We start from the raw sequence: 20,269 nt of genomic DNA on the forward strand, positions 1-20,269 counted from the left end.
TATCACCCGATGGCGTTTCGGGTGGTATGACTCGGGCCGTCCCTTCCTACCGGGACTCTATCTCCCCTGACGAGCAAGCGTATATTACTGACCGTCACATTCTAGAACGGGCCGCTGGTCAGTCGTGTGTCTCCCCGAGACAATTGTTCGGGAGTCGACACCGTGAAAACGTCATCCGGCTTCAGTGCCGTGACCTATCGAGGGCCGGCCTCCTCCGAGAAAAAGCCCATGAGGTGTACGCTATCACGGACCTCGGACTCGAATCGCTCCCCGAAGCGCCGGAACGAATGACCGATCAGGGAATGTTCGATTTACAATCGTTTCCGATGTACTCGCTCCCGGATGAGAAATGGCGAATCACTGACTTCAGCATTCTCGACCCACCCACCATCAAGCAAATCAACTACGACGAGTACGCTGGGGATGATCAGTACGGGCTAGTTCGAAACGACAGACAACTAACGCAGAGGCGAATCTGGAACATCAAGAATAGTAGACTCAGCCGGTTAATGCGTGAATTCCCGACACACGACCCGTTACCGAAGCAGTGTGCACACTGGATGCGAGCGGTGGCTGGCATCCATCTCTTTCCTGACGCCAACCATCGAACCGGGATGAACACACTACAGATTCTCGTTGCCGAAAGCTCATGTGAGGTTGAACTTTCGATCAGCGAGGAAGTGGAGTGGTACGTTTTGCAGTCAAAGCTAATCCGGCATCTTCAGGCTAACGTTCAGTTCGATACCCTCTGGAAGCGAGACGAGCATTACACGCTCTGGCATCGATATTTCAGAGCGGAACTGTGCGGCGAAGAGCACAGACACCAGACTCAGACCGACATTTCGCACTTACGAACGGTTTTAAATCACGCGAGGGAACGAAAAGAGGGTTTTAGAGCGACGAGTTGACCGTTATGAATCCGAGTCGTATTCTGCACGACCCATGCGCTCGTACTCCGACTTGTACTTGCGTTTGAACTTCCTAGAGAGTTTGAGCGCTTTTTCATTCATTGTCCTACCGGTTCTTATTGACCAAGGTATTTAGAATTGATGCTCGGAGATGCAGTGATATGCCAGTCGGCAGTCTTTTGCGAGTCCCACGCCACGTTCCCCCTATGAGCAATCGAGACGTCGCGAACCCCGACAACCCGACTATCACGTTCGAGACCAGCCACGGCGAGATTACCATCGAACTCTTCGAGGACCGCTCGCCCCGAACCGTCGAGAACTTCCTCGGCCTCGCCCGCCACGACCCCGCCGCGGACGCCGACCCCGACGTCGAGACGAACACGTGGGAAGACCCCGAGAGCGGCGAGGTCCGCGGTGACTCGCTGTACGAGGGCGCGGAGTTCCACCGCGTCATCGAGGGCTTCATGATTCAGGGCGGGGACCCGACCGGCACCGGCCGTGGCGGCCCCGGCTACGAGTTCGACGACGAGTTCCACCCCGACCTCAGCCACGACGGCCCCGGTATCCTCTCGATGGCCAACTCCGGGCCCGACACCAACGGCAGCCAGTTCTTCATCACGCTGGACGCCCAGCCGCATCTCGACAACAAACACTCCGTCTTCGGGCAGGTCATCGACGGCATGGACGTCGTCGAGGAGATCGGCTCGCTGCCGACCGGCCGCAACGACAAGCCCCGCGAGGAAGCCGTCATCGAGTCGGTCACCATCGACGAATAACGGCGGGTATCGGCGCCGCAACCGGCGTCGTTCCGGCCTTCTTTTTGGGCTGACTGCGAAGGTTTACACCCTCCCAACCCCGACTAGCCGCCGATGGCTCCGATATTCGGCTACGGCAGTCTGATTCTCCCGACTAGCCTTATCTCCCGGTTCGAGAACATCGATACGGCTATCGATGACGTCTATCGGGCGGACGCCGACAGTACCGTCAGGGACGACGCCATCGATCGGTGGGAGGAACGGAAGGACCGTATCACGTATCTTCCGGCCAAACTCTGGGGCTACCGCCGCTACTACTCGCTGGAGTCCGACCGCGGCGACATGATGCTGGAGGCGGTCCGGACCGGCGATGTCGACGACTGGATAAACGGCGTCCTGATTTTCGGCCTCTCCGACGAGGAGAAAATCCAGGTCAAAGGCACCGAATCCGCCTACGATTACGAGACGATCGAGGACCCGCGACTGGAGTATTACGTCGATACCGACCGCATCGACGACGTCGACGTGACGTCCCTGTCGGAAATCGAAATCTTCGCGAAGAACATCGACCCCGAGGACCTGCGGGCCGAGAACCCCCGAAACCGGACGTATCACGAACGCATCTGTACGGGCATCATGATGATCGGCGAGATGTACGGCGCTGACGTGGCCGACGAGTTCTACGAGGATTTCTGCCGGAGCACCTACGAGGCGGCCTACGATGCCGACGACGCGACCACATTTAATACGGTTGCGGAGAACAACCGGATTCGAGGCGAATCCAGTTGGCCGGCCCGACCGTAATCTCAAAAACCATCTCCGACTTCGAGTCCGACTGCTACGACGACACTGGCGACAAGTTCCGCTACGCCGTCATCGTCCCGTCGTCGACGTTGGACCGACTCGAAACGACCGACGAACACGACTACGTCGAGTTGCGCCCCCACGGCACCGAAACCGAGGGGCAACTGGCACAGATAGTCTCGTTCAGCGACGCACACGACCCCGACGAGTATTCGACCGACGGCATCCGCTGGGCCTGCATTCGGAGCCAACTCCAGCGGGAAATCGGCATCGACCCGGACAGCGATGAGGGGGCGAAAATCGACATCCACGAACGCCGAACCGATTCGCTGGATGCCCTCCGCGTCCACCGTGTTTCCGCCTGGGAACAACTCGAACGCGACATCACGACCGAGGGGATGGCCGGCTATATCAACGCCGAGGATATGGCGAGTCTCGACTCGGTCGAACCGGGCGACGCCTGTGAGCTTATCAACCCGGAGACCGGCTCGCGGATTCAGGTCCCGCTGCAGACCTATCGCCACCAGAACTACGACCGCGATACGATTCGGCTGAACGGCATCACGCGCAAACTACTCGAAATCGACTCCAAGGACGAAGGCGACAGCAACACGGTTCGGCTCCGCGTGCCGACCGACGACCCCGAGGAGTCACGTGGCCTCACCAGCGCCGTCGCCGACTGGGTCGGCCGCCACTTCGTCGATTACAGTTACACCCAGCTTCGGGTGCTGCCCGGCTACGACCGCGATGAAGGCCGGAACGTTGTCCGGATGAACGAGGACGCCATGGAGGGCCTCGGTATCGAGGAGGACGACCGCGTCCTGATTCGGTGGAAGGGCCGCGTCCGGAACGTCCGGTGTCAGTCGGGGTGGGCCGAAGACCAGGAACTCGAACCCGACGAGGCCTCCGAGAGTTCCTACGGCGAAACGGAGTCGCTGTCGGTTCGCATTCCGAGCACCGAGCGCGACAACCTGCATATCAGCGTCGGCGACAGCGTGCAGGTCAGACGGGACATGAGTTATCAGGCCGGCAAGCAGGTGTCGCTGTCCGTGTTCGGCATTCTGGGAGTCATCGTCGGAACGAACCAGTTGATAAGCATGCTGTTCGATGAGGTCACGCTCGTGTACGTCCTCGCGTCGCTGCTCTCCGTGCTCGTCCTTTCTATCGCCACCATCTGGCTGATTCTGAAGCCGGTCCGACAGAAGTGTCGCAGTCCGGCGTGACCTACTCGCCGCGAAGCGCGTACTGCAGAATCCCCAGCGCCGAGCGGCCGTCCCGCAGGTCGTCGGCGAGCGCGCGCTCTTTTAAATCGGTGAAGGATGCCGTCTCGACCCGGATCGATTCGTTGTGGTCGAGGTCCTGTTCGGCCGTCGGGGTACAGCCGTGGGCGACGACGTAGTGGAAGACTGAATCGAAGAGGCCGTTCGTCGGTTCGTAGGTGGCGAGCGATTCGATGGCGGCGGCCTCGTAACCCGTCTCTTCGGCGAGTTCGCGCTTCGCGGCGGCGTCCATATCCACGTCCTCGGCTTCGAGGCCGCCCGCGGGGAGGCCGTAGTTCACACGGTCTACGGCCTGCCGCCACTCCTCGATGACGACCACGTCGCCGTCTTCGGTGAAGGGGAGCACCACCACTGATGGCGGTTCGCTGACGTAGTGAAAGTCGGTCTCGGTGCCGTCCGGTAGGCGGACCTCGTCGCGGACCACGTCGAACCCCGGGCAGGTGTAGTCGGTTTCCGAAGCGAGCGTTTCCCACGCGAGGGACGCCTCCGCATCGTCGCTGTCGTCCATACCGGCCGTCGGTCGCGGGCCCTCAAAAATACCGCCCGTCCGCCAGTGTCCCGGCCGCCCCAACCGGCGGCCTACCGCCGGTCGGGCGTTTCCTCGACGCCCTCGAAGTAGAGGTGGTAGTGGTTCGCGCAAGCCGGGTTGAAATCCGTGCCGCAGTCGGGGCAGGCGTCGACGCCCATGTACTCCTGTGTGGCGAGTTCGGTCCCGCAGGCACCACAGAGGACGGCGGGGTCGGCCCGGCGTTCGAGCGGCCATTTCTCGATATCGTGGTCGGCCGTCTCCTCGTGACACCGGAAACAGGGGTAATAGGTCTCACAGCAGGCGAACTTGATGGCGACGACGTCGCGGTCGGTTCCGTAGTGGGCACAGCGCGTCTCCGAATCGACGTCGACGCCGCGGACCTCGTGGCCGTGTACCTGCACGGGCCGAATTGCGGTACACAGCCGCTTATAAGATTCGCCCCGTTGCCGGCCATACCCGATTAATTAGGCATCAGGGTAAGGGGTGAGAAAGACGATACCCCCAACATCAATGGGTGACGAACGGCAGTCGGTTCTCGTCGTCGACGACGACACCGCCGTCGCGGACGCGTATCGGCTTCTACTCGAAGAGGACGGCGATTACGAGGTATCGGTCGCAAACGGGGGTCCCGAGGCAATGGAGGTGGTCGACGAGACGTTCGACGTGATACTGCTGGACCGCAAAATGCCGGAGATGCCCGGCGACGAGGTGTTACGCCGCGTTCGGGAGCGGGGCTATGAGTGTGCCGTCGCGTTCGTGACGGCCGCGGAACCGTTCGACGGCGACGAACGGCTCCCCTTCGACGCGTACCTGACCAAACCCGTCGACAAGACGACCCTGCGAGCGGCGGTCGACCAACTCACGTCGATCGAGAAAACTGGCTGTGGGGACCCGGCAAAGAGCCGGCCGAACGTCCCGCGGGGCAGCAACGTCGTCCGGAGCGAAAGCGGGTGGGAGTACGTTTCCTGACCGCTTGCCCCGGATGAACCGCCGAAACGGTTTTTAGCCGCCCGGATGCCGATTGTTCTGGGTGCGAGATGGTCCGTGAATATCCACGGATTCGGCACCCTCCCCACCCCCGCGGCTTTGCGTTATCACGCTCGTCGACAGCGACCCGTCACAGTTCGATTTGCTCTAATGTCAACTCCAGGTCCGCGACGTGGTCGTTGTAGGCCTCGACGAAGCCCCGAAACTGCGGGGCGTACTCGCGGATATCGTTCGCCGACGGCGGGCCGTACTGCGAGACCAGATAGACGCCGCTGGAGCCGCCGACGCGGAGATACGACGCCCCGTCGAGGTCCCACTTGAGTTCCCAGCGCGTTGAACCGACTCGCTCTGAATAGGTGCCGTAGTCGGTCCCCTCGTAGCGCTGCAGTTCGCCGGCCATCGTCTGACAGCACTCCTCGATGCGGCCGACGATGCGGTCACGCTCGTCGACGATGGTATCGGTCGATTCGACCGGCGGAAACCCGTCGTCGACGCCGTCGAGCATCCCTTCGAGGGAATCCACGTAGTCGTTGTACGTCTCGACGAACGCCTCGTAATCCGCCAGCGCCTTCGCCAGCGGTTCGGGTTCGGCAGGCTGGTGGGTCGAGACGACGTAGGTTTCGCCCCCGCCTCGCGGCTTGTATCGGAGATACTCCAGGTCGCCGGCTTCGTATTTGACTGTCCACTCACCCTGCTTGGTCGAGAAGGACCGCTGGCCGTAATCGCCGCCCTGCAGTCGCGCGAGGTTGTAGGCCACGCGTCCGGCGTGGTCGCGTACCGCCGCGAGCACGTCGTCCCGTCTGGCCGCGATAGAATCCACATCGGAGATATCGACATCGAGGTCGCTCAGCGGAGCCATACCGTCTCAAACACCGCAGCAGGGATAACGCGTGTGGCTTCCGATGTGGCCCGAGACGTGACTGGAAAAGGCGGAATGCGGGAAAAGTGGGCCGGCACGAATTTGAATCGTGGTTACGGCCACCCGAAGGCCGAAGGATACCAAGCTACCCCACCGGCCCGCATCTGGAACGATGCCGTCGGCGAGTTTAAGGGTTATGATACGGGGTGCTTCAGGCCGAAACCGACGTCGTCTCCGCCGTAGCGTCCGATGCATCCTCGTCCCGAAGTTGGAGGTACGCGTCCGCGAGGATGCCGTAGGCGAGCACCGAGAGGACGCCGGTGAGGACGATACTGGCGACCTGTCCGGCGACGGGGTTGACGACCGAAAGCAGGGAACCGACCCCGCTCAGGGCGCTCGTCCCAACCGCGATGACGAGGATGAGTGCGAACAGCCGCCAGCGACTGCCGCTCGCCAATGCCCAACTCCGGCGTAGCGACGCGATGGCTCGTTCGTCCTCGACACCGATGGCGAAGACGACGAACGAGAAGCTCACGGCGAGGAAGATGCCGGGCACTACGAGCAGGATGAAGCCGATGGAAACGGCTATCGACACGACGATGTTGGCGCCGATAGCTGAGAGCGCGGCGCGGCCCATACGACGGGTAAACACCGCCTGCGGCAGCGACGACAGCGAATCGGGGTCACGGGTCAACGCCCGTGTTGCGGCGATGTAGAGAACCATCCCGAACAGCAATCCGACTACGGCCAGCACGCCCGCCACGGCCGCCGGAATCGGGAGCGCGAACGCGAACTGCTCGGTCTGCTGGGCCTCCGGCGGGAGGGCCTCGCGGAAGACCGTGTTCACCGACGCGAGAAACACGAGTTGGTATGCGATCGTCAGCGCCATCAGGACGCCACCGGTGTACGTCAGGCCGCGCTGGATTCCATCACCAAGCGCATCGCCTATCTGGAGGGACATAGCCCAAAATGACCGGGTTTCTACTTAAAACACGGCTACGGACGACGCCACACCGGCACTATATACAGCGTCCAGGTCAGTATCGGCTGAATCCGTCGGTATCGAGATAGTTGTGGGCGACGGTAATTGTGTGGTCGGCGTGGAGGGCGTGTGGGCCGATAGAAACCCGTTCGTCGGCGCTGGCGGCGAGCAGGTCGGCCTCGGAGTCGGTGAAGTCGTGGTGGTCCGAGAGGACGAAGACGGGGTTCTCGGGCGGTGCTACGTCGACGACGGGGTCGCCCCCCTCGTGAAGTTCGACGAGCGTTCCCTCCTCGACGGCTGATTCGACCGTCGAAGCGAAATCGCCCTTGCCGATGTAGACACCGGGCGAGGGATTGGCTTCCATCGCGCCGATGGCCTCCTCGCGTGCTTCCAGTGCGCCGCGAATCAGCGCCCCCGTCGAGCGCTCGTCGGGATTCAGGCGTCGGAGTTCTGCGCCCTCGAAACGGACGACGTACTCGTCGCCCAAGACGAGGTGGACGCGAACGTCCTCCCGGAGGTCATGCGAGAGGAAGAAGGCGCTGTTGACACACCGGCAGAGGACGTCGAGGCGGCCGGCACCGGGCAGGTCGTCCAGTGAGAAGTCGGCGGTCGTCGGCGCGTCGTGGCCGACGACGATGAACTGTCGCATATCGGCCCTCGGAGCGCGGGGCCTATAGCCGCCTCGCTTCGGCGAATGGGTGATTTTATCGCCCCCGGGCAGTCACGAGTGGGTATGGACGCCGCCGCGGTGCGTACTGTCCTCGACGAGAACCCGGCCCTCGAATCGGCCCTCTCGGACGTTCGAGACGTCGACCGCGAACGGGAGACGTGGACGTTCGATGACGTGCCGATTGATTCGGGTGTCTTCGGCGAACTCGTCAACGAGGGACTGGTCGAATCGGTCGGCGACGAGTATCGCGTTGCGGATTCCGAGGCCGTCGACCGGGCGCTCGCTGGTGAGGTTAAAGTCGAAGACTCCGGTTTCGACGCGAGCGGGTCGCTGTCGCTACCTGATATTGACCGGACGGCCGCCGCGGTACTCGCTGGCTTGCTCGCTTTGGTGGCAGCTTTCCGAGCGAGTACGTATCCAGCGGTTTTTCGTGACCGAGTCGTCTTTCCCTCAAATGACCCCTACGCGTACGTTTACTACGTCGAAGAGGGACTCCGGAACGGCTGGAGTTTCTCGAATCTTCCTGTGGGGCAGGGAACTGGTGAACCTCTGACGACGGTTCAGATGCTCGTCGGCGCCGAATTAGTCGGCGGCCTTGGGAACCATACCGCGTTCCTCGCGTGGTTGCCGGTTCTGGTCGCGGTTGCGACCGGCCTTGTCGTCTATCTATTCGCCTGCGAAGTGACCGAGGACCGCCACGTGGCACTGGCGAGTGTATTTGTCTTGGCGGTCCTGCCGGTACACGTTCTGCGGTCGTCGCTCGGGTTCGTCGACCACCACGCCTTCGACTACTTCTGGCTCGCTATTGTTGCGTGGGGAACCGTCGCGACGTTCGACCTCGATTCGCTGGCCGCCGACTGGCGGACAACGCGCGCAGTCGCGATTCTCGCCGTCGGTGTCGCGGGAAGCGTCCTCGCGTGGTGGGCCGCGACGCTGCTGTTGTTCCCGATCGCCATCGCCGTCGTCTGTGGGGCCGCCATCGCCGTCCGCGACGATGACTCGTTCCTTGCGCCCGGTCTCGCCACCGCCGCAGGCGTGGGACTCGGTTCCGCCGTCGTCCTGCTAACACACGTCGCGTGGGGATGGCACGAGTGGTTCATCGCCGGCGTCCCCGTCGTTCTGACGCTCGGTATCATTGGCGTCGTCGGCGCAACCTACGGCTGGCGCACCATAGGATTGCCCGCGTGGGCCTTCCCGACGACGGGTATCGTCGGCGTTGCCGGCGTTTCGGCGGGTGTGTATTTCTTCGCCCCCACCGAGTGGGCAGCCATCTCTCGGCAGGTCTCTCGACTGTTCGCCGACCGCGACATCGTCGAGATGCAGTCGGTCTTCGGCACCGAAACGATGGGCTGGCTCTTCTCGTTCGGCTTGTTACTCTTCGTCGTCATTCCTGCCATGGGGTGGGGCGTCTACCGCGCCTATCGCGGCGACCGCTCGTGGCTCGTGGCCAGCAGTTACGCGTGGTTTATGCTCGTTTTGGCGACGCTGCAGGCTCGGTATGCTGGCGAACTCGCGCCGTTTACGGCGCTGTTCGGTGGACTGGCTATCGTTACACTCGCCGAGCGCGTCGATGCGGCGAGGGTGCCAGTGCCGCTCGGTGGCGAGCATCGGTCAGTGACACTCCCCGATAGGGATGTCACCATCAGGCTGGTTGGTGTTGTCCTCCTCGTTTGCGGTCTGTCTGGGGTACTGGCCCCAATCGGCGCGTACAACCTCACGATCCCGGAAGAGCAGTACGAAACGGCCTCGTTTATCGATACGCACGCCGCCGAGGCCGGCCACGAGTACCCCGACAACTACGTCTTCAGTCCGTGGTCGTGGAGTCGGATGTATAATTACCACGTCAACGGAGAATCCCGGGGATACGGCTTTGCGAACGCTTATTACCGGGATTTCACGTTCGCGACCGATCCGGGTTCGGCTTACGATAGGTATATCGCTGGCGGTCGGGCACAAAACGCCTACCTCGTCACGGAATCGGTCCCGGGTAACCCGAAAATATTGGATGAGATGCTGCAATCCCGCCTCCACGACCGCTACGGGAGCGCGGGTAACGGCACCGATGGCCTCGCCCATTACCGTGCGCTCTACGCCAGCCCGAGCGGCGATTACAAGGCGTTCCGCGTGGTGCCGGGCGCGACGATTCGCGGCGAAGCTGACCCCACTACGGCGGTGACTGTCGAAACACAGGTCGACATCGAGGGCGCTTCTTTCACCTATCAGCGTGAGGTGACTGCCAGCGAGAACAGTACCTACGCCGTGACTGTTCCTTACCCTGGTGAATACAACATCGGCGGTGGTAACGCTACGTCGGTGACCGTCAGCGAGAACGCGGTACAGAACGGCGAAAACGTGCAGGCCGAACGGGCGGACTGAATCCTACCAGGTCAGGCCTTCGTAGGTGAGTCCCTCGCGGCGACTGATGATTCGCCGGCCGTCGACGACGACGGGATTGGCCATCTCATCGAATTCGGTGTTCAGTTCTGCGAAAGCCGGCCAGTCCGTAACGGCGGCCGCGGCGTGGGCGCCATCGAGCGCCTCGGCAGCCGAGTCGGCGTACTCGATATTCGGGAATTCCTCGGCCATTTTGTCAGCAGCAAGCGGGTCGTAGGCGACCACGTCGGCACCCCGGTCCTGTAGGCCCTCGATAACGGGCTTGGCGCGAGAGCCACGGATGTCGTCGGTGCCTGGCTTGAACGCGAGACCGAGGACGGCCACGCGCTTGCCCTCGACGTCGACGTGTTCGTCGATCAATCCGAGGAGTCGCTGGGGCTGGACGTCGTTGATTTCGATAGCTGCATTGACCATCGCCGGGTCGTAGTTCGCGGTTTGGGCAGCGGCACGGAGGGCTGCGGTGTCTTTCGGGAAGCAAGAGCCCCCCCAGCCGACCCCCGAGTTGAGGAACTTTTCGCCGATGCGGTCGTCCATGCCCATCGCCTCGGCCACCTCGTATGTGTCGACGCCGAACTCCTTGCAGATGTTCCCGAGGTCGTTGATGAGGCTGATTTTGGCCGCGAGGAAGGTGTTGTTAGCGTATTTAATCATCGCGGCTTCACGTCGGCCAGTTTCGACGGTCGGCACGTCCCAGTCGCTGATGAGCGGCTGGTAGAGTTCGGCCAGCAGGTCCAGCGCGCGGCCATCGCCGTCGGTCCCGATGACGATCTTGTCCGGGCTCATGAAGTCGTCGACAGCACTGCCTTCCCGAAGGAATTCGGGGTTGACGGCGACGCCCAGTTTCTCACCGTCGGTCTTGCCCGAGGCTTCCTCGAGAGTTGGGATGACCTCGTCGTCGATTACGTCCGGGAGGACCGTCGATTTCACGACGACGAGATGATAGCCGTCCTTGTCGGCGATGGCCTCGCCGACGTCTTCGGCGGCTGCGAGCAGGCCGCTCGGGTCGATAGAACCGTCTCTTCGGGCCGGTGTACCGACCGCGAGGAAGGTGAGGTCGGTGTCGGCGACTGCGGCGTGGTCGGTCGTCGCTTGGAGGCTGCTCCCCGCGTATGCCGAAACCATCGGGTCCAGTCCGGGTTCGTGAATCGTCGTCTCGCCGGCGTTGAGCCGTTCGACGGTCTCTTTATCGATATCGACTGCCGTCACGTCGTGCCCTAAATCCGCGAAACACGCCGCGAGCGTGGTGCCCACGTAGCCGCTTCCGACGACGCTTACGTTCATGGAGGATTCTATCGTGGGCGGGGATTTGAGGGTTTGGCTCTGGGCCGATAGAGAGTAATAGACTTTTAAAGAAGTCGCAAGGCCGGCCGAGAAAGATTACGTAAACCCTGCAAACGCCTGGTACGACGCGCTTTAGTCGTCGCTTGCCCGCTGCTCGGAGAGATGTTCCCACACTTCCGCACACCCGCAGCCGTCTTCGACATCAGATAGGTGGTCGTCCCCCGAGCGTGCATCGTCGGTGTTCCCGTTTTTGCCAGACATATACTCAGTCACTGAGTAACTATTGTATCTTCTTTATATAAATGCTTTCTGCCACGTGTGTGCTCGGTTGCAAAACGTTCCGGAACCCGCTCGTACCGGCTCTCTGTGCCATGAGAAAGTTTTTATGCGTACTTACTCACTTGTTGAGTAACCATGTCTATCTTGATAACTGGCGCGGACGGCTATATCGGCTGGCCGACCGCCCTCCGAATCGCGACGCGGACGGACGAACGAGTCGTACTGGTCGACAACTTCGGCCGGCGCGAGTGGGTCGAATCGGTCGGCTCCACGAGTGCGGTCCCCATCGCCAGCATCGACGAGCGAATCGACGCTGCCGAGGAAGTCCACGGTTGTGCGAACCTCTCCTTCGTCGAGGTTGACCTCACCGATCGGGATGCAGTCGACGAACTGCTGTCAGTTCACGAACCCTCCGTCGTCGTCCACACCGCAGCTCAGCCGTCGGCTCCCTACTCGCAAATCAACGGCGAACGGGCGAACTTCACCCAGCACAACAACATGCAGGCCACCCGGAATCTCCTGTGGGGGCTGGACACACACGATCTCAACGACACCCACTTCATCGAGACGACCACGACCGGCGTCTACGGTGCGCCTGAGTTCCCCATCCCCGAGGGGGGCGCCACGATGGAAAACCAGGGTGAGCGCGACGAGGTGCCATTCCCTGCGATGGCCGGCAGCTGGTATCACCTCAGTAAATCCCACGACGCAGCCAACATGCGGCTGGCCCACGACCAGTTCGATATCCCGATTTCGGACGTCCGGACCGCCATCACCTACGGTACGGAAACCGAGGAAACCGCGGTGGATTCGCGTCTCGCGACCCGGTTCGACTTCGACTACTACTTCGGCGTCGTCACCCACCGCTTCTGTGCTCAAGCTATCGCTGGCTACCCCATGACCGTCTACGGGAAGGGCGAACAGCGAAAACCCTTCATCGCGCTGGAGGACGCCGTCGAGGGCCTCGCCCAGTTGGCGCTTTCCGATGCCGACGACCGACCGGACGACCACGTCGTCTACAATCAGGTCACCCGTGCCATCAGCATCGTCGAGATGGCCGAGACCATCGCGGACGTCTCCGACGAGTACGACCTCGATGTCGAGGTCGAACACTTCGAGAACCCCCGCGACGAGGACGAAACACATAAGATGGAGATCGAGAACGACCGTTACGCCGACCTCATCGGCGGCCAATCGACCACCTTCGAGGAAGGCGTTCGCTCCATTCTCGGTACGCTCGTCGAGTACGACGACACCATCACAGCCCATGAGGACCGGTTCCTCCCCGGCGTGCTGACCGAAGATGAGTGAGATGATGGATGGCGACGACGGCTTGCGCATCCTCGTTACCGGCGGCTGTGGCTACATCGGCAGCGCGCTCGTCCCGCGACTCCTCGAGGATGACCGCGTCGGCGAAGTGGTCGTCTTCGACTCGCTGACGTCGGGGTCGCCCCGTAACCTCGCCGGCTGTCTCGGCAATAATCTGCAGTTCCGCCGTGGCGACGTCCGTGTCTACGGCGACGTCGAAAGCGCGATGCGTGGGGTCGACCGCGTCATCCACCTCGCTGCGATTACCGGCGCCGATTCCACACACGACCGCCGCGCGGAGACCTTCGCAGTCAACCGCGACGGCACCGAGAACGTCCTCACCGCCGTCCGGAAGTTCGACGTCGAGAACGTCGTCTACGCCTCTTCGTGTAACAACTACGGGCGGGCGGCCACGACCGATATCGATGAGGAGACCGAACAGAACCCGCTGAATCCCTACGCTGAGTCGAAGGTCGAATCCGAGGAATTGCTCGCGGAAGCAGTCGACGAGTACGGTGTCGACGCGACCGCCTTGCGGATGAGCACGAACTACGGATGGGCCGCGGGCATCCGGTTCAATCTCGTGGTCAACCACTTTGTCTTCCGCGCGCTGACCGATCGGCCGCTGACCGTCTACGGCGACGGCAGTAACTGGCGACCCTTCATCCATGTACAGGACGCCGCCCGCGCGTACGCCGACGCCGTCCTCGATCCCGACTCGTGGCCACAGTTCGTCTACAACGTCGGTTCGAACGAAGGGAACTATCGTGTCTCCGAAATCGCCGAAATCGTCCGCGAGGAACTCGACCGCAACCTCGATATCACGTATCTGGAGGACGAACACCCCGGTCCGTCCTACCACGTCAACTTCGACCGGCTCTCTGAGACCGGCTTTTCGCCGGAGTGGACGCTCCGTGAGGGCGTTCGTGACCTTGCGAAACACCTGCAGCAATCGAACCCGGAGGTACTCGACGCATGACATCTAATGACCGAACCGACTCCGACACGCCCACGATTGCAGTTACTGGCGCGGCCGGTTACATCGGTAGCCGTGTCGTATATCGCTTGCAGGAGACGCACCCCGACTGGAACCTTATTGCGCTGGATAACCAGTACCGCGGACAGGTCGAGTCCATCGGTGACCTCGATATCGAACACGTCGATATTCGCAACCGTAGCCGCCTCGAAGCGACGCTTGAAGGCGCGGACATCGTGATACACCTCGCCGCTGTCAGCGGCGTCGACGACTGCGAGGAGAACCAGGACCTCGCCTACGAGATAAACGTCACCGGCACGAACAACGTCGCGTGGTTCTGCCGGAAGACCGGTGCGGCGCTGGTCTTCCCGTTCAGTATGGCGGTTCTCGGCGACCCGGAATTGTTCCCCATTACCGCCGACCTGCCGCGACGGCCGATGAACTGGTACGGCCGGACGAAACTCCTCGGCGAGGAGGCTATCGAGACTTTCGCCGAAGGCGAGTTCCCGGCCCATCTCTTCCTCAAATCCAACCTCTACGGCGAACACGTCGTCGACGGAACGACCGTCTCGAAGCCGACTGTCTTGAACTTCTTCGTCGACCGGGTTGATGCTGGTGAACCGCTGACGGTCTACGAGCCCGGCACGCAATCGCGCAACTTCATCCACGTCAAGGACGTCGCCGAGGCCTACATCGACAGCGCCGAGCGACTTCTCGATGCGCTCGCGGAGGGTGAGACCGGCGCGACGGCCTACGAGATTGCTGGCGATGAGGACCCCTCCGTGATGGCGCTCGCCGAAACCGTCCAATCCATCGCCGAATCGGAGTACGGACTCGATGTCGAGGTGAAACTCGTCGAGAACCCGCGTGGAAACGAGACCCTCGTCGAGGATTTCACCGTCGACACGTCCCGGGCCAAGGAGGACCTCGGTTGGGAACCGACGCATACGGTCGAAGCATCTATCCGCACACTACTCGAACGCCGGGAGTAACGACCGACGTCTGACTACTATGGACTCGAACCCAGATCCGACCGATTTGCTCGAAGAACTCGACCTCAAGGAATACGAGGCGACTGCACTGGCGCATCTGCTTCGTGCGGGCCGAACGACCGCACCTGATATCGCTGAGGCGACTGGTATCCCGAAGGCGCGCATCTATGGCGTCCTCGAAGCACTCGCGGATTACGGCTTCATCGAGGTGATTCCCGGCCGACCCAAGCAGTATCAGCCAAAATCCCCTGGGGAAATATTGGAGCGCGCGAAGGAAAACCGGCGGCAAGAATTCGAGGACTACTGTCGCGAGGTAGAGGGACTTCGTTCGGAATTCCTTGACGTGTTCGGGCCGCTGTACGAGCAAGCCGACGAGGATGTCTCGCCGACTTCTGAGTTGTTCCACGTTGTCGATGTCGGCGACCCAAGCGAGACCGAAACCCGGCGGCTGTATCGAATCGCTGACGATGCTGTTTACGTGATTACGAACAGTTTCGCCTACTTCGATTCGGTTGAGCCTGCGGTTTCGAACGCGCTTGATGAGGGTATCGACGTCTCGGTGCTATTCTTGAATCCCGAGTTGCTGCCCGACGATAACGTTCCACGACAGCAGGAAATAGTGGAGCGGCTGGAGACGGACTATCCGGAAATCGACTTCCGGTTCAGCGAGAAGGTCCTGCCGTGGCGTGGAACGTTCATTGACCCGAGTATGGACTACGACTCTGGACTGGCGATTTTCCTGGTTGAGGAAACGGATGTGCCCGACTACAAGCGCCAGGCTGCGATCACTGAGAACGGATCCTTTGTGGCCGGAATGAAGCGATACTTCGATTTAATCTGGGAGTACGAGAGCTTCTCGTGAGTACTTCGTGGTCCGAACCACACCGTATTTAGGGGGTGCCTACGGCCATACCCGCATGGTCGCCAGCGTCCAGCGTCCGCCCACTCGTGGGGGAGAGGGCGATGAGTGACGACCGCAACCAGGCGATTCGAGATATCTTCAAGGGAGCCGGTGTCGTCTACGTCGGCCTCGTTCTGGAACTGTTCATCTCGTTTCTCGCACAGTTGCTCGCAGCTCGATACCTCAATACGGCAGATTTTGGAAGCATCACGGCCGGCGTTGCCCTTCTTAATCTCGGAGCGATTCTCGGAACGATGGGCCTTGACGAAGGGCTGATACGGCATCTCCCGCGGCAATCGGTTGTCAACCGGGCCTCGCTTACCCGAACCGCGTTTCTCATCGCCGTTCCAGTTTCTCTTACATTGGGTGTCCTCGTCGCCGCGAACGCGTCATTCATCGCCTCTAACGTACTCGGAGACCCGACAGTCACGACGAGCGTCCGCATCTTCGGCGCGACGATTCCGTTTGCCAGCGTGCTGATGTTGTCAATTGGCGGCATCAGAGGCCAAGAGGTCTCCCGCTACCGCGTCTACATCGAGAATCTCCTCCGGCCGACACTCCGTTTCGGGCTCGTCGTTGCTGCTGTTATTTTCGGCTTGGGACAGGCCGGGTTTGCGCTTGCCTATGCGGTCCCCTACGCTATTGGAGCCGCTGTCGCCGTCGTGTTGCTGCTCCGGACTTTCGATGTCGATATCGATGCGGGTTCGTTGTCGAGCGATACTACGGAATTCGTCCGATACTCGCTGCCGATGACGGCTTCTCGTGCTGCTAATTTTGTATATAGAAGCTCTGATATTTTCTTATTATTGTTCTTCCTAAATGCAGGTGCTGTCGGGACGTATGGGGTCGCGTATGCAGCGGGACAACTCGTCGGGATGTTCTCAGCCGCCTTCAATTTCCTCGGTGCCCCAATCGCGAGCAAAATCGAGTCCTCTTCAGGAGTTGATGACATGGTTACTGCCCACCAACCTGCACTTCGATGGCTTGTTATTCTCTCCTTTCCTGCGATGGCGCCACTGATTCTATTCCCGGAATCATTTATTGTCAGTATATACCGACCTCGATATGCATCAGGTGCTGGAGCGCTCGTCGTACTAGCGCTCACATTCGCGATCGATAACGTGTTCAACGCACTCGGAAATCTCCTTCGGGGACTCGGCAAGGCACGACCTCTCGCTCTCAACAGCATCATTACTGGTTTGACAAATATTGGTCTCAACGTCGTCTTGATCCCTCGATATGGAATCCTCGGTGCTGCCCTCGCCACCTTCGCGTCGTATCTTTTGTTAGATTTCTTGATGATGGTTGAGTTATGGTATTTCACCGGTGATTTTCCGTTGTCGTATTCCGTCGTTTCTCCTGCATTAATCGGTGTTCCTCTCGTCGGCCTTGCGTGGGTTGGCCGTGGTCTCGTTCCGCCCTCGCTTCCCGGACTCGTCGCCTTCGGTGCGGTGTTTGCGACGATTTACATAGTTTCAATAATCGTCATACTGGGTCTCGAACCTGAGGAAGTGATGTTGATTCGCTCTGCCCAAGCACGGTTTGGCCTCCGACTCGGACCGCTAGAATGGATTCTTGACCGGTTTTCATGACACTCGCTGGACAGGCTCTTCAGACGCTCTTGGAAGAACGGTTGGAGGACCCGTCGCGTTCGTTAGGCATCGAACGATAGTTCATGCGCGGCGAGTTGGTCGATGACAGGCGAGAAACCTCAGTCGTAGCCTTAGCAGCCGAGATGGTCCGCCCGGGAGGGTCGACTGTGACGAGGACGACGTTCGATAAACCTGCTTTGCAGGTGATTTATGTTAATTAGTTGCTAAATCCTTACTCGACTATCTCTTCGAGGATTTCCGCGATTCGTTGTGTGCTCCGCTCCCGGGTGTATCGTTCGAACACGCCTGGGTCCGGATCGAACGTGTATCCATAGCGGAATCGCGCGAGTGCATCGGCGACCGAGTCGGGATCGGCAGCGTCAGCGACGAGACCGAGGTCGTGTTCTCGAACGAAATCCGCAACGCGGAACGTCGGATCCACGACCGCGAGAATCGGGCGCCGCGCGCCGACGTAGTCCCATAGCTTCGAGGGGAGGTTCCGTCGGTTGCCGGGGTCGGAACCGCCGATATACAGCAGCAGATCGGAGCCTTTCAGAACGGAGATGATCTCCTCGTGGGGGATGAACTCGTTTGTCTCGATGTAATCGGTCACGCCGGCGTCCGAAGCGGCATCGCTGTACTCACTCGACCAATCACCGTAGAACTGTGCTCGGAGTTGCTGATCCCCTGTTCGATCGATGTATTCGCCGAGACCGGTAAGGAAGGTATACGGTTCGATCCACCCCTCGTAGAACGATCCGGCATACGTTATCGTAAACTCGTCATGCGTGTCGGCATCGGCGGAATCGAACTTCGCTTTCTCGTAGCCGATTGGCGGGAGTTTGATTACACGCTCTGACGGAACGTCGTACTTCTCGAAGTAGTCGTCCGAGAGTTGGATTCCATCGAACCAGACGACACGGTCGGCGCGGTAGGCCACGAGACGCTCAACCGCCTTCGCTGTCCACGTGACCGGCGATTTCGGATCGCGGTCGGGGTGGGTGGCGATCGGATCACGGAGTTCAGCAAGCCACGGCTTACCCAGAGCGCGACTCGTGAGATACCCGAGAACGTGTAGGTGAAACGGGTTATTGACCGACTGAACCACGTCTACGCTCTGCCGTCGGCCGAGACGAATACAGCGTCTGAGTGCCATCGGTGCTCCGAGGATGTAGGGTTCGGGTGCGTGGGCGATGGTGACGTTCCAGCCGTGGTCTTCGAGCAGGCGCTTTCGGGTTGCGATTTTCTCCGCTCGGCCCCCTGAATCGGTGGGAAGACGGTTCGAAATGAGAAGTACTGTACCGGGCATCTACATGTATCCGAGGTCTTCCAGCTGCTGGACTGATTGCTCATCGAGTTCGTCGGCCGTTTTGCCCCCTCGTTTTACCCCAGCGGTCTCGATGTCCGAAAACGCGGAAGCGACTTTTCCCTCCTCGTCGTTGGATTCAACCCACGCAGTCTGTGCGTCCCGTATTCTAATCGTGCGCTTCTCGTCGCGCCACGTGATGTATTTCCGGACGTCGTTCCCGCTTCCCTCGTAGACGGTTCGTGCCGTCGAGGTGAACGGAGTCAGATCGGTGACGTATTTGCTCGCTCGTTCTTGAACCGGACCATCGAGACCATGTGCTGTGGCGATGACGGGGCCTTCTGTAACGAACGCTTCTCGGTCCGTCTGCCCCTCAATCGTCGATTCGACTGCTGTCGGGAAGTCCGTCAGTGAAACGGGCTGGGAGACGACTCGGCCGTTGGTCTGACCTGGGTGCTTCACGACGAGCGGCACATGGAGGAGAGATTCGTGAATGGCGACGCTATGGGAGGCGATTTGGGTGTCTGGACGGATACGGGACGGGTCGCCGAACCCCTCACCGTGATCTGATGTGACCACAAGGAGCGTATCGTCGAGTCCACCGCGCTCTCTCAGAGACTCAACGAGTCGTTCCAGTTCAGCGTCTAACTGCCGAATGCAACCGTCGTAGAGCGCTTCGAGCGAACTCCGCTGCCACCATGGACGCTGTCCGCCGTTGAATTCCCATTTCACGTCCTCGATGTCGTTCTGCAGTCCCCGGAGTGTGTCGTCTCCCCAGTCGTCGAACTCCTCGTCGGGTTCGTATGGGTGGTGAGCGTCCATGTAGTTCACACAGGCGGCCCAGGGTTCATCTTGGTCTGCGGACCACTCGAGAAACAGGTCCGTATACGTCGACCCATGGGTTCCCACTGACTCCTTCGGAAGGATATCCGGATAATCGGACTGGAGCTTGATTGCGAGACCGTTCAATACCGACTGAATTGGTTGGCCGGATTCGAAGGCATGTCGCAGGAACTTCTGATATTCACCCTGTCCCTCCTCAGCGACGAAGGTCGTCGGATCGGCGGCGTCGGGGAATGGGACGTTCCGTGGTCCTTCAATGTGGTCGAACGCGTCCTTGAGGCCCGTATCAATATCCGTAATCCAATTGTTCTCGGAGAAAACACCGGTCGCGTAACCTCGTTCACTGAGCGTTTCCCATATCGTGTTTCCGGGTTCGATTTTGTCCCCCGTTTTGGTAATCTCATGTTCTTCGATGTGAAGGCCAGTAAAGATACTCGCGTGGCTGTCGAGACTCCGTGCCGCAGGCGCGCGGGCGTGTTGATATAGGGTTGCGTTCTCGGCGAAATCCTCCAAAAACGGCGTGGTACGGTTGTGGTATCCGTGTATACTCGTGTTCCGCGCTCGGACGGTATCAAGAACGACGAGCAGAACGTTCGGCGGCATGAACATTCGTCGTCGGTGAG

The 20,269-nt window shown here is 60.6% G+C and carries 20 protein-coding genes and 1 tRNA gene; 11 read left to right on the forward strand and 10 right to left on the reverse strand.

The annotated features are described in order from the left end of the window. Positions 1 to 26: 26 nt before the first annotated feature. The 4 genes from HWV23_RS14095 to HWV23_RS14110 all read left to right on the forward strand — a co-directional run bounded on the left by HWV23_RS14095 (position 27) and on the right by HWV23_RS14110 (position 3,690). The gene (locus HWV23_RS14095) at positions 27 to 908 is read left to right on the forward strand and encodes a hypothetical protein (protein WP_178291027.1); all 882 of its coding nucleotides are present in this window, start codon (positions 27 to 29) and stop codon (positions 906 to 908) included. A gap of 206 nt (positions 909 to 1,114) precedes the next feature. Continuing rightward, positions 1,115 to 1,684, forward strand: a complete 570-nt coding sequence (locus HWV23_RS14100) for a peptidylprolyl isomerase (protein ID WP_178291028.1) — start codon at positions 1,115 to 1,117, stop codon at positions 1,682 to 1,684. A 93-nt stretch (positions 1,685 to 1,777) separates the two neighbouring features. After that, on the forward strand, positions 1,778 to 2,467 hold the full coding sequence (locus HWV23_RS14105) for a hypothetical protein (protein ID WP_178291029.1): 690 nt from the start codon (positions 1,778 to 1,780) through the stop codon (positions 2,465 to 2,467). Beyond that, positions 2,449 to 3,690 (forward strand): hypothetical protein, encoded by a 1,242-nt coding sequence (locus tag HWV23_RS14110; RefSeq protein WP_178291030.1) that lies wholly within the window; start codon positions 2,449 to 2,451, stop codon positions 3,688 to 3,690. The genes HWV23_RS14105 and HWV23_RS14110 overlap by 19 nt, the downstream gene beginning before the upstream one ends. 1 nt (position 3,691) lies before the next feature. Here HWV23_RS14110 and HWV23_RS14115 read toward each other — a convergent pair whose 3' ends face one another. Together HWV23_RS14115 and HWV23_RS14120 are read right to left on the reverse strand one after the other, a co-directional pair. Then, complete coding sequence (locus tag HWV23_RS14115) at positions 3,692 to 4,255, reverse strand: NUDIX hydrolase (RefSeq protein WP_178291031.1); 564 nt, start codon at positions 4,253 to 4,255, stop codon at positions 3,692 to 3,694. Between the two features lie 71 nt (positions 4,256 to 4,326). Beyond that, entirely contained in the window at positions 4,327 to 4,677 is a 351-nt protein-coding gene (locus tag HWV23_RS14120) for a CHY zinc finger protein (protein WP_178291032.1), read from the reverse strand. A gap of 109 nt (positions 4,678 to 4,786) precedes the next feature. Between HWV23_RS14120 and HWV23_RS14125 the strand changes: the two genes are divergently transcribed. Continuing rightward, positions 4,787 to 5,245, forward strand: coding sequence for a response regulator transcription factor (locus HWV23_RS14125; protein ID WP_178291033.1), 459 nt, complete (start codon positions 4,787 to 4,789; stop codon positions 5,243 to 5,245). 148 nt (positions 5,246 to 5,393) lie between these two features. On the opposite strand, the gene HWV23_RS14130 is transcribed toward HWV23_RS14125, so the two are convergent. The 4 genes from HWV23_RS14130 to trmY form a co-directional block, all read right to left on the reverse strand. Next, positions 5,394 to 6,122 (reverse strand): profilin-fold protein, encoded by a 729-nt coding sequence (locus HWV23_RS14130; protein WP_178291034.1) that lies wholly within the window; start codon positions 6,120 to 6,122, stop codon positions 5,394 to 5,396. An 87-nt stretch (positions 6,123 to 6,209) separates the two neighbouring features. Then, positions 6,210 to 6,282, reverse strand: a tRNA-Pro gene (locus tag HWV23_RS14135). 51 nt (positions 6,283 to 6,333) lie between these two features. Next, the gene (locus HWV23_RS14140; protein WP_178291035.1) at positions 6,334 to 7,083 is read right to left on the reverse strand and encodes a DUF7847 domain-containing protein; all 750 of its coding nucleotides are present in this window, start codon (positions 7,081 to 7,083) and stop codon (positions 6,334 to 6,336) included. A gap of 76 nt (positions 7,084 to 7,159) precedes the next feature. Then, positions 7,160 to 7,753 carry a tRNA (pseudouridine(54)-N(1))-methyltransferase TrmY gene (trmY, locus tag HWV23_RS14145; protein WP_178291036.1) on the reverse strand — a complete coding sequence of 198 codons (594 nt, stop codon included), beginning with the start codon at positions 7,751 to 7,753 and terminating at the stop codon, positions 7,160 to 7,162. An 84-nt stretch (positions 7,754 to 7,837) separates the two neighbouring features. Here trmY and HWV23_RS14150 point away from each other — a divergent pair, with 84 nt between their 5' ends. After that, positions 7,838 to 10,150 carry a hypothetical protein gene (locus HWV23_RS14150; RefSeq protein ID WP_178291037.1) on the forward strand — a complete coding sequence of 771 codons (2,313 nt, stop codon included), beginning with the start codon at positions 7,838 to 7,840 and terminating at the stop codon, positions 10,148 to 10,150. Positions 10,151 to 10,153: 3 nt separating this feature from the next. On the opposite strand, the gene aglM is transcribed toward HWV23_RS14150, so the two are convergent. Beyond that, complete coding sequence (gene aglM, locus HWV23_RS14155) at positions 10,154 to 11,449, reverse strand: UDP-glucose 6-dehydrogenase AglM (RefSeq protein WP_178291038.1); 1,296 nt, start codon at positions 11,447 to 11,449, stop codon at positions 10,154 to 10,156. A 132-nt stretch (positions 11,450 to 11,581) separates the two neighbouring features. Beyond that, complete coding sequence (locus HWV23_RS14160) at positions 11,582 to 11,722, reverse strand: hypothetical protein (RefSeq protein ID WP_178288270.1); 141 nt, start codon at positions 11,720 to 11,722, stop codon at positions 11,582 to 11,584. Between the two features lie 141 nt (positions 11,723 to 11,863). Between HWV23_RS14160 and HWV23_RS14165 the strand changes: the two genes are divergently transcribed. The 5 genes from HWV23_RS14165 to HWV23_RS14185 all read left to right on the forward strand — a co-directional run bounded on the left by HWV23_RS14165 (position 11,864) and on the right by HWV23_RS14185 (position 17,497). After that, positions 11,864 to 13,039 (forward strand): NAD-dependent epimerase/dehydratase family protein, encoded by a 1,176-nt coding sequence (locus HWV23_RS14165; protein ID WP_178291039.1) that lies wholly within the window; start codon positions 11,864 to 11,866, stop codon positions 13,037 to 13,039. Between the two features lie 22 nt (positions 13,040 to 13,061). Further along, positions 13,062 to 14,015, forward strand: a complete 954-nt coding sequence (locus HWV23_RS14170) for an NAD-dependent epimerase/dehydratase family protein (protein WP_178291680.1) — start codon at positions 13,062 to 13,064, stop codon at positions 14,013 to 14,015. Beyond that, the gene (locus HWV23_RS14175) at positions 14,012 to 15,004 is read left to right on the forward strand and encodes an NAD-dependent epimerase/dehydratase family protein (RefSeq protein ID WP_178291040.1); all 993 of its coding nucleotides are present in this window, start codon (positions 14,012 to 14,014) and stop codon (positions 15,002 to 15,004) included. Before HWV23_RS14170 ends, HWV23_RS14175 begins: the two co-directional genes overlap by 4 nt. A gap of 19 nt (positions 15,005 to 15,023) precedes the next feature. Continuing rightward, complete coding sequence (locus tag HWV23_RS14180; RefSeq protein WP_178291041.1) at positions 15,024 to 15,866, forward strand: TrmB family transcriptional regulator; 843 nt, start codon at positions 15,024 to 15,026, stop codon at positions 15,864 to 15,866. A gap of 101 nt (positions 15,867 to 15,967) precedes the next feature. After that, positions 15,968 to 17,497, forward strand: a complete 1,530-nt coding sequence (locus HWV23_RS14185; protein WP_178291042.1) for a flippase — start codon at positions 15,968 to 15,970, stop codon at positions 17,495 to 17,497. A gap of 232 nt (positions 17,498 to 17,729) precedes the next feature. Here the strand turns inward: HWV23_RS14185 and HWV23_RS14190 are convergent, their stop codons facing one another. Continuing rightward, the gene (locus HWV23_RS14190; RefSeq protein ID WP_178291043.1) at positions 17,730 to 18,806 is read right to left on the reverse strand and encodes a glycosyltransferase family protein; all 1,077 of its coding nucleotides are present in this window, start codon (positions 18,804 to 18,806) and stop codon (positions 17,730 to 17,732) included. After that, positions 18,807 to 20,249, reverse strand: coding sequence for a sulfatase (locus HWV23_RS14195; protein ID WP_246282694.1), 1,443 nt, complete (start codon positions 20,247 to 20,249; stop codon positions 18,807 to 18,809). Between the last annotated feature and the right edge of the window lie 20 nt (positions 20,250 to 20,269).

Source organism: Natronomonas halophila, from assembly GCF_013391085.1.
Lineage (GTDB): Archaea > Halobacteriota > Halobacteria > Halobacteriales > Haloarculaceae > Natronomonas > Natronomonas halophila.

Bases quoted from the DNA above. Each gene is read 5' to 3' on its own strand.
- HWV23_RS14095 (WP_178291027.1), top strand. From the start codon at position 27: ATGACTCGGGCCGTCCCTTCCTACCGGGACTCTATCTCCCCTGACGAG.
- HWV23_RS14100 (WP_178291028.1), top strand. From the start codon at position 1,115: ATGAGCAATCGAGACGTCGCGAACCCCGACAACCCGACTATCACGTTC.
- HWV23_RS14105 (WP_178291029.1), top strand. From the start codon at position 1,778: ATGGCTCCGATATTCGGCTACGGCAGTCTGATTCTCCCGACTAGCCTT.
- HWV23_RS14115 (WP_178291031.1), bottom strand. From the start codon at position 4,255: ATGGACGACAGCGACGATGCGGAGGCGTCCCTCGCGTGGGAAACGCTC.
- HWV23_RS14125 (WP_178291033.1), top strand. From the start codon at position 4,787: ATGGGTGACGAACGGCAGTCGGTTCTCGTCGTCGACGACGACACCGCC.
- HWV23_RS14130 (WP_178291034.1), bottom strand. From the start codon at position 6,122: ATGGCTCCGCTGAGCGACCTCGATGTCGATATCTCCGATGTGGATTCT.
- HWV23_RS14140 (WP_178291035.1), bottom strand. From the start codon at position 7,083: ATGTCCCTCCAGATAGGCGATGCGCTTGGTGATGGAATCCAGCGCGGC.
- trmY (WP_178291036.1), bottom strand. From the start codon at position 7,753: ATGCGACAGTTCATCGTCGTCGGCCACGACGCGCCGACGACCGCCGAC.
- HWV23_RS14150 (WP_178291037.1), top strand. From the start codon at position 7,838: ATGGACGCCGCCGCGGTGCGTACTGTCCTCGACGAGAACCCGGCCCTC.
- aglM (WP_178291038.1), bottom strand. From the start codon at position 11,449: ATGAACGTAAGCGTCGTCGGAAGCGGCTACGTGGGCACCACGCTCGCG.
- HWV23_RS14165 (WP_178291039.1), top strand. From the start codon at position 11,864: ATGTCTATCTTGATAACTGGCGCGGACGGCTATATCGGCTGGCCGACC.
- HWV23_RS14175 (WP_178291040.1), top strand. From the start codon at position 14,012: ATGACATCTAATGACCGAACCGACTCCGACACGCCCACGATTGCAGTT.
- HWV23_RS14180 (WP_178291041.1), top strand. From the start codon at position 15,024: ATGGACTCGAACCCAGATCCGACCGATTTGCTCGAAGAACTCGACCTC.
- HWV23_RS14185 (WP_178291042.1), top strand. From the start codon at position 15,968: ATGAGTGACGACCGCAACCAGGCGATTCGAGATATCTTCAAGGGAGCC.
- HWV23_RS14190 (WP_178291043.1), bottom strand. From the start codon at position 18,806: ATGCCCGGTACAGTACTTCTCATTTCGAACCGTCTTCCCACCGATTCA.
- HWV23_RS14195 (WP_246282694.1), bottom strand. From the start codon at position 20,249: ATGCCGCCGAACGTTCTGCTCGTCGTTCTTGATACCGTCCGAGCGCGG.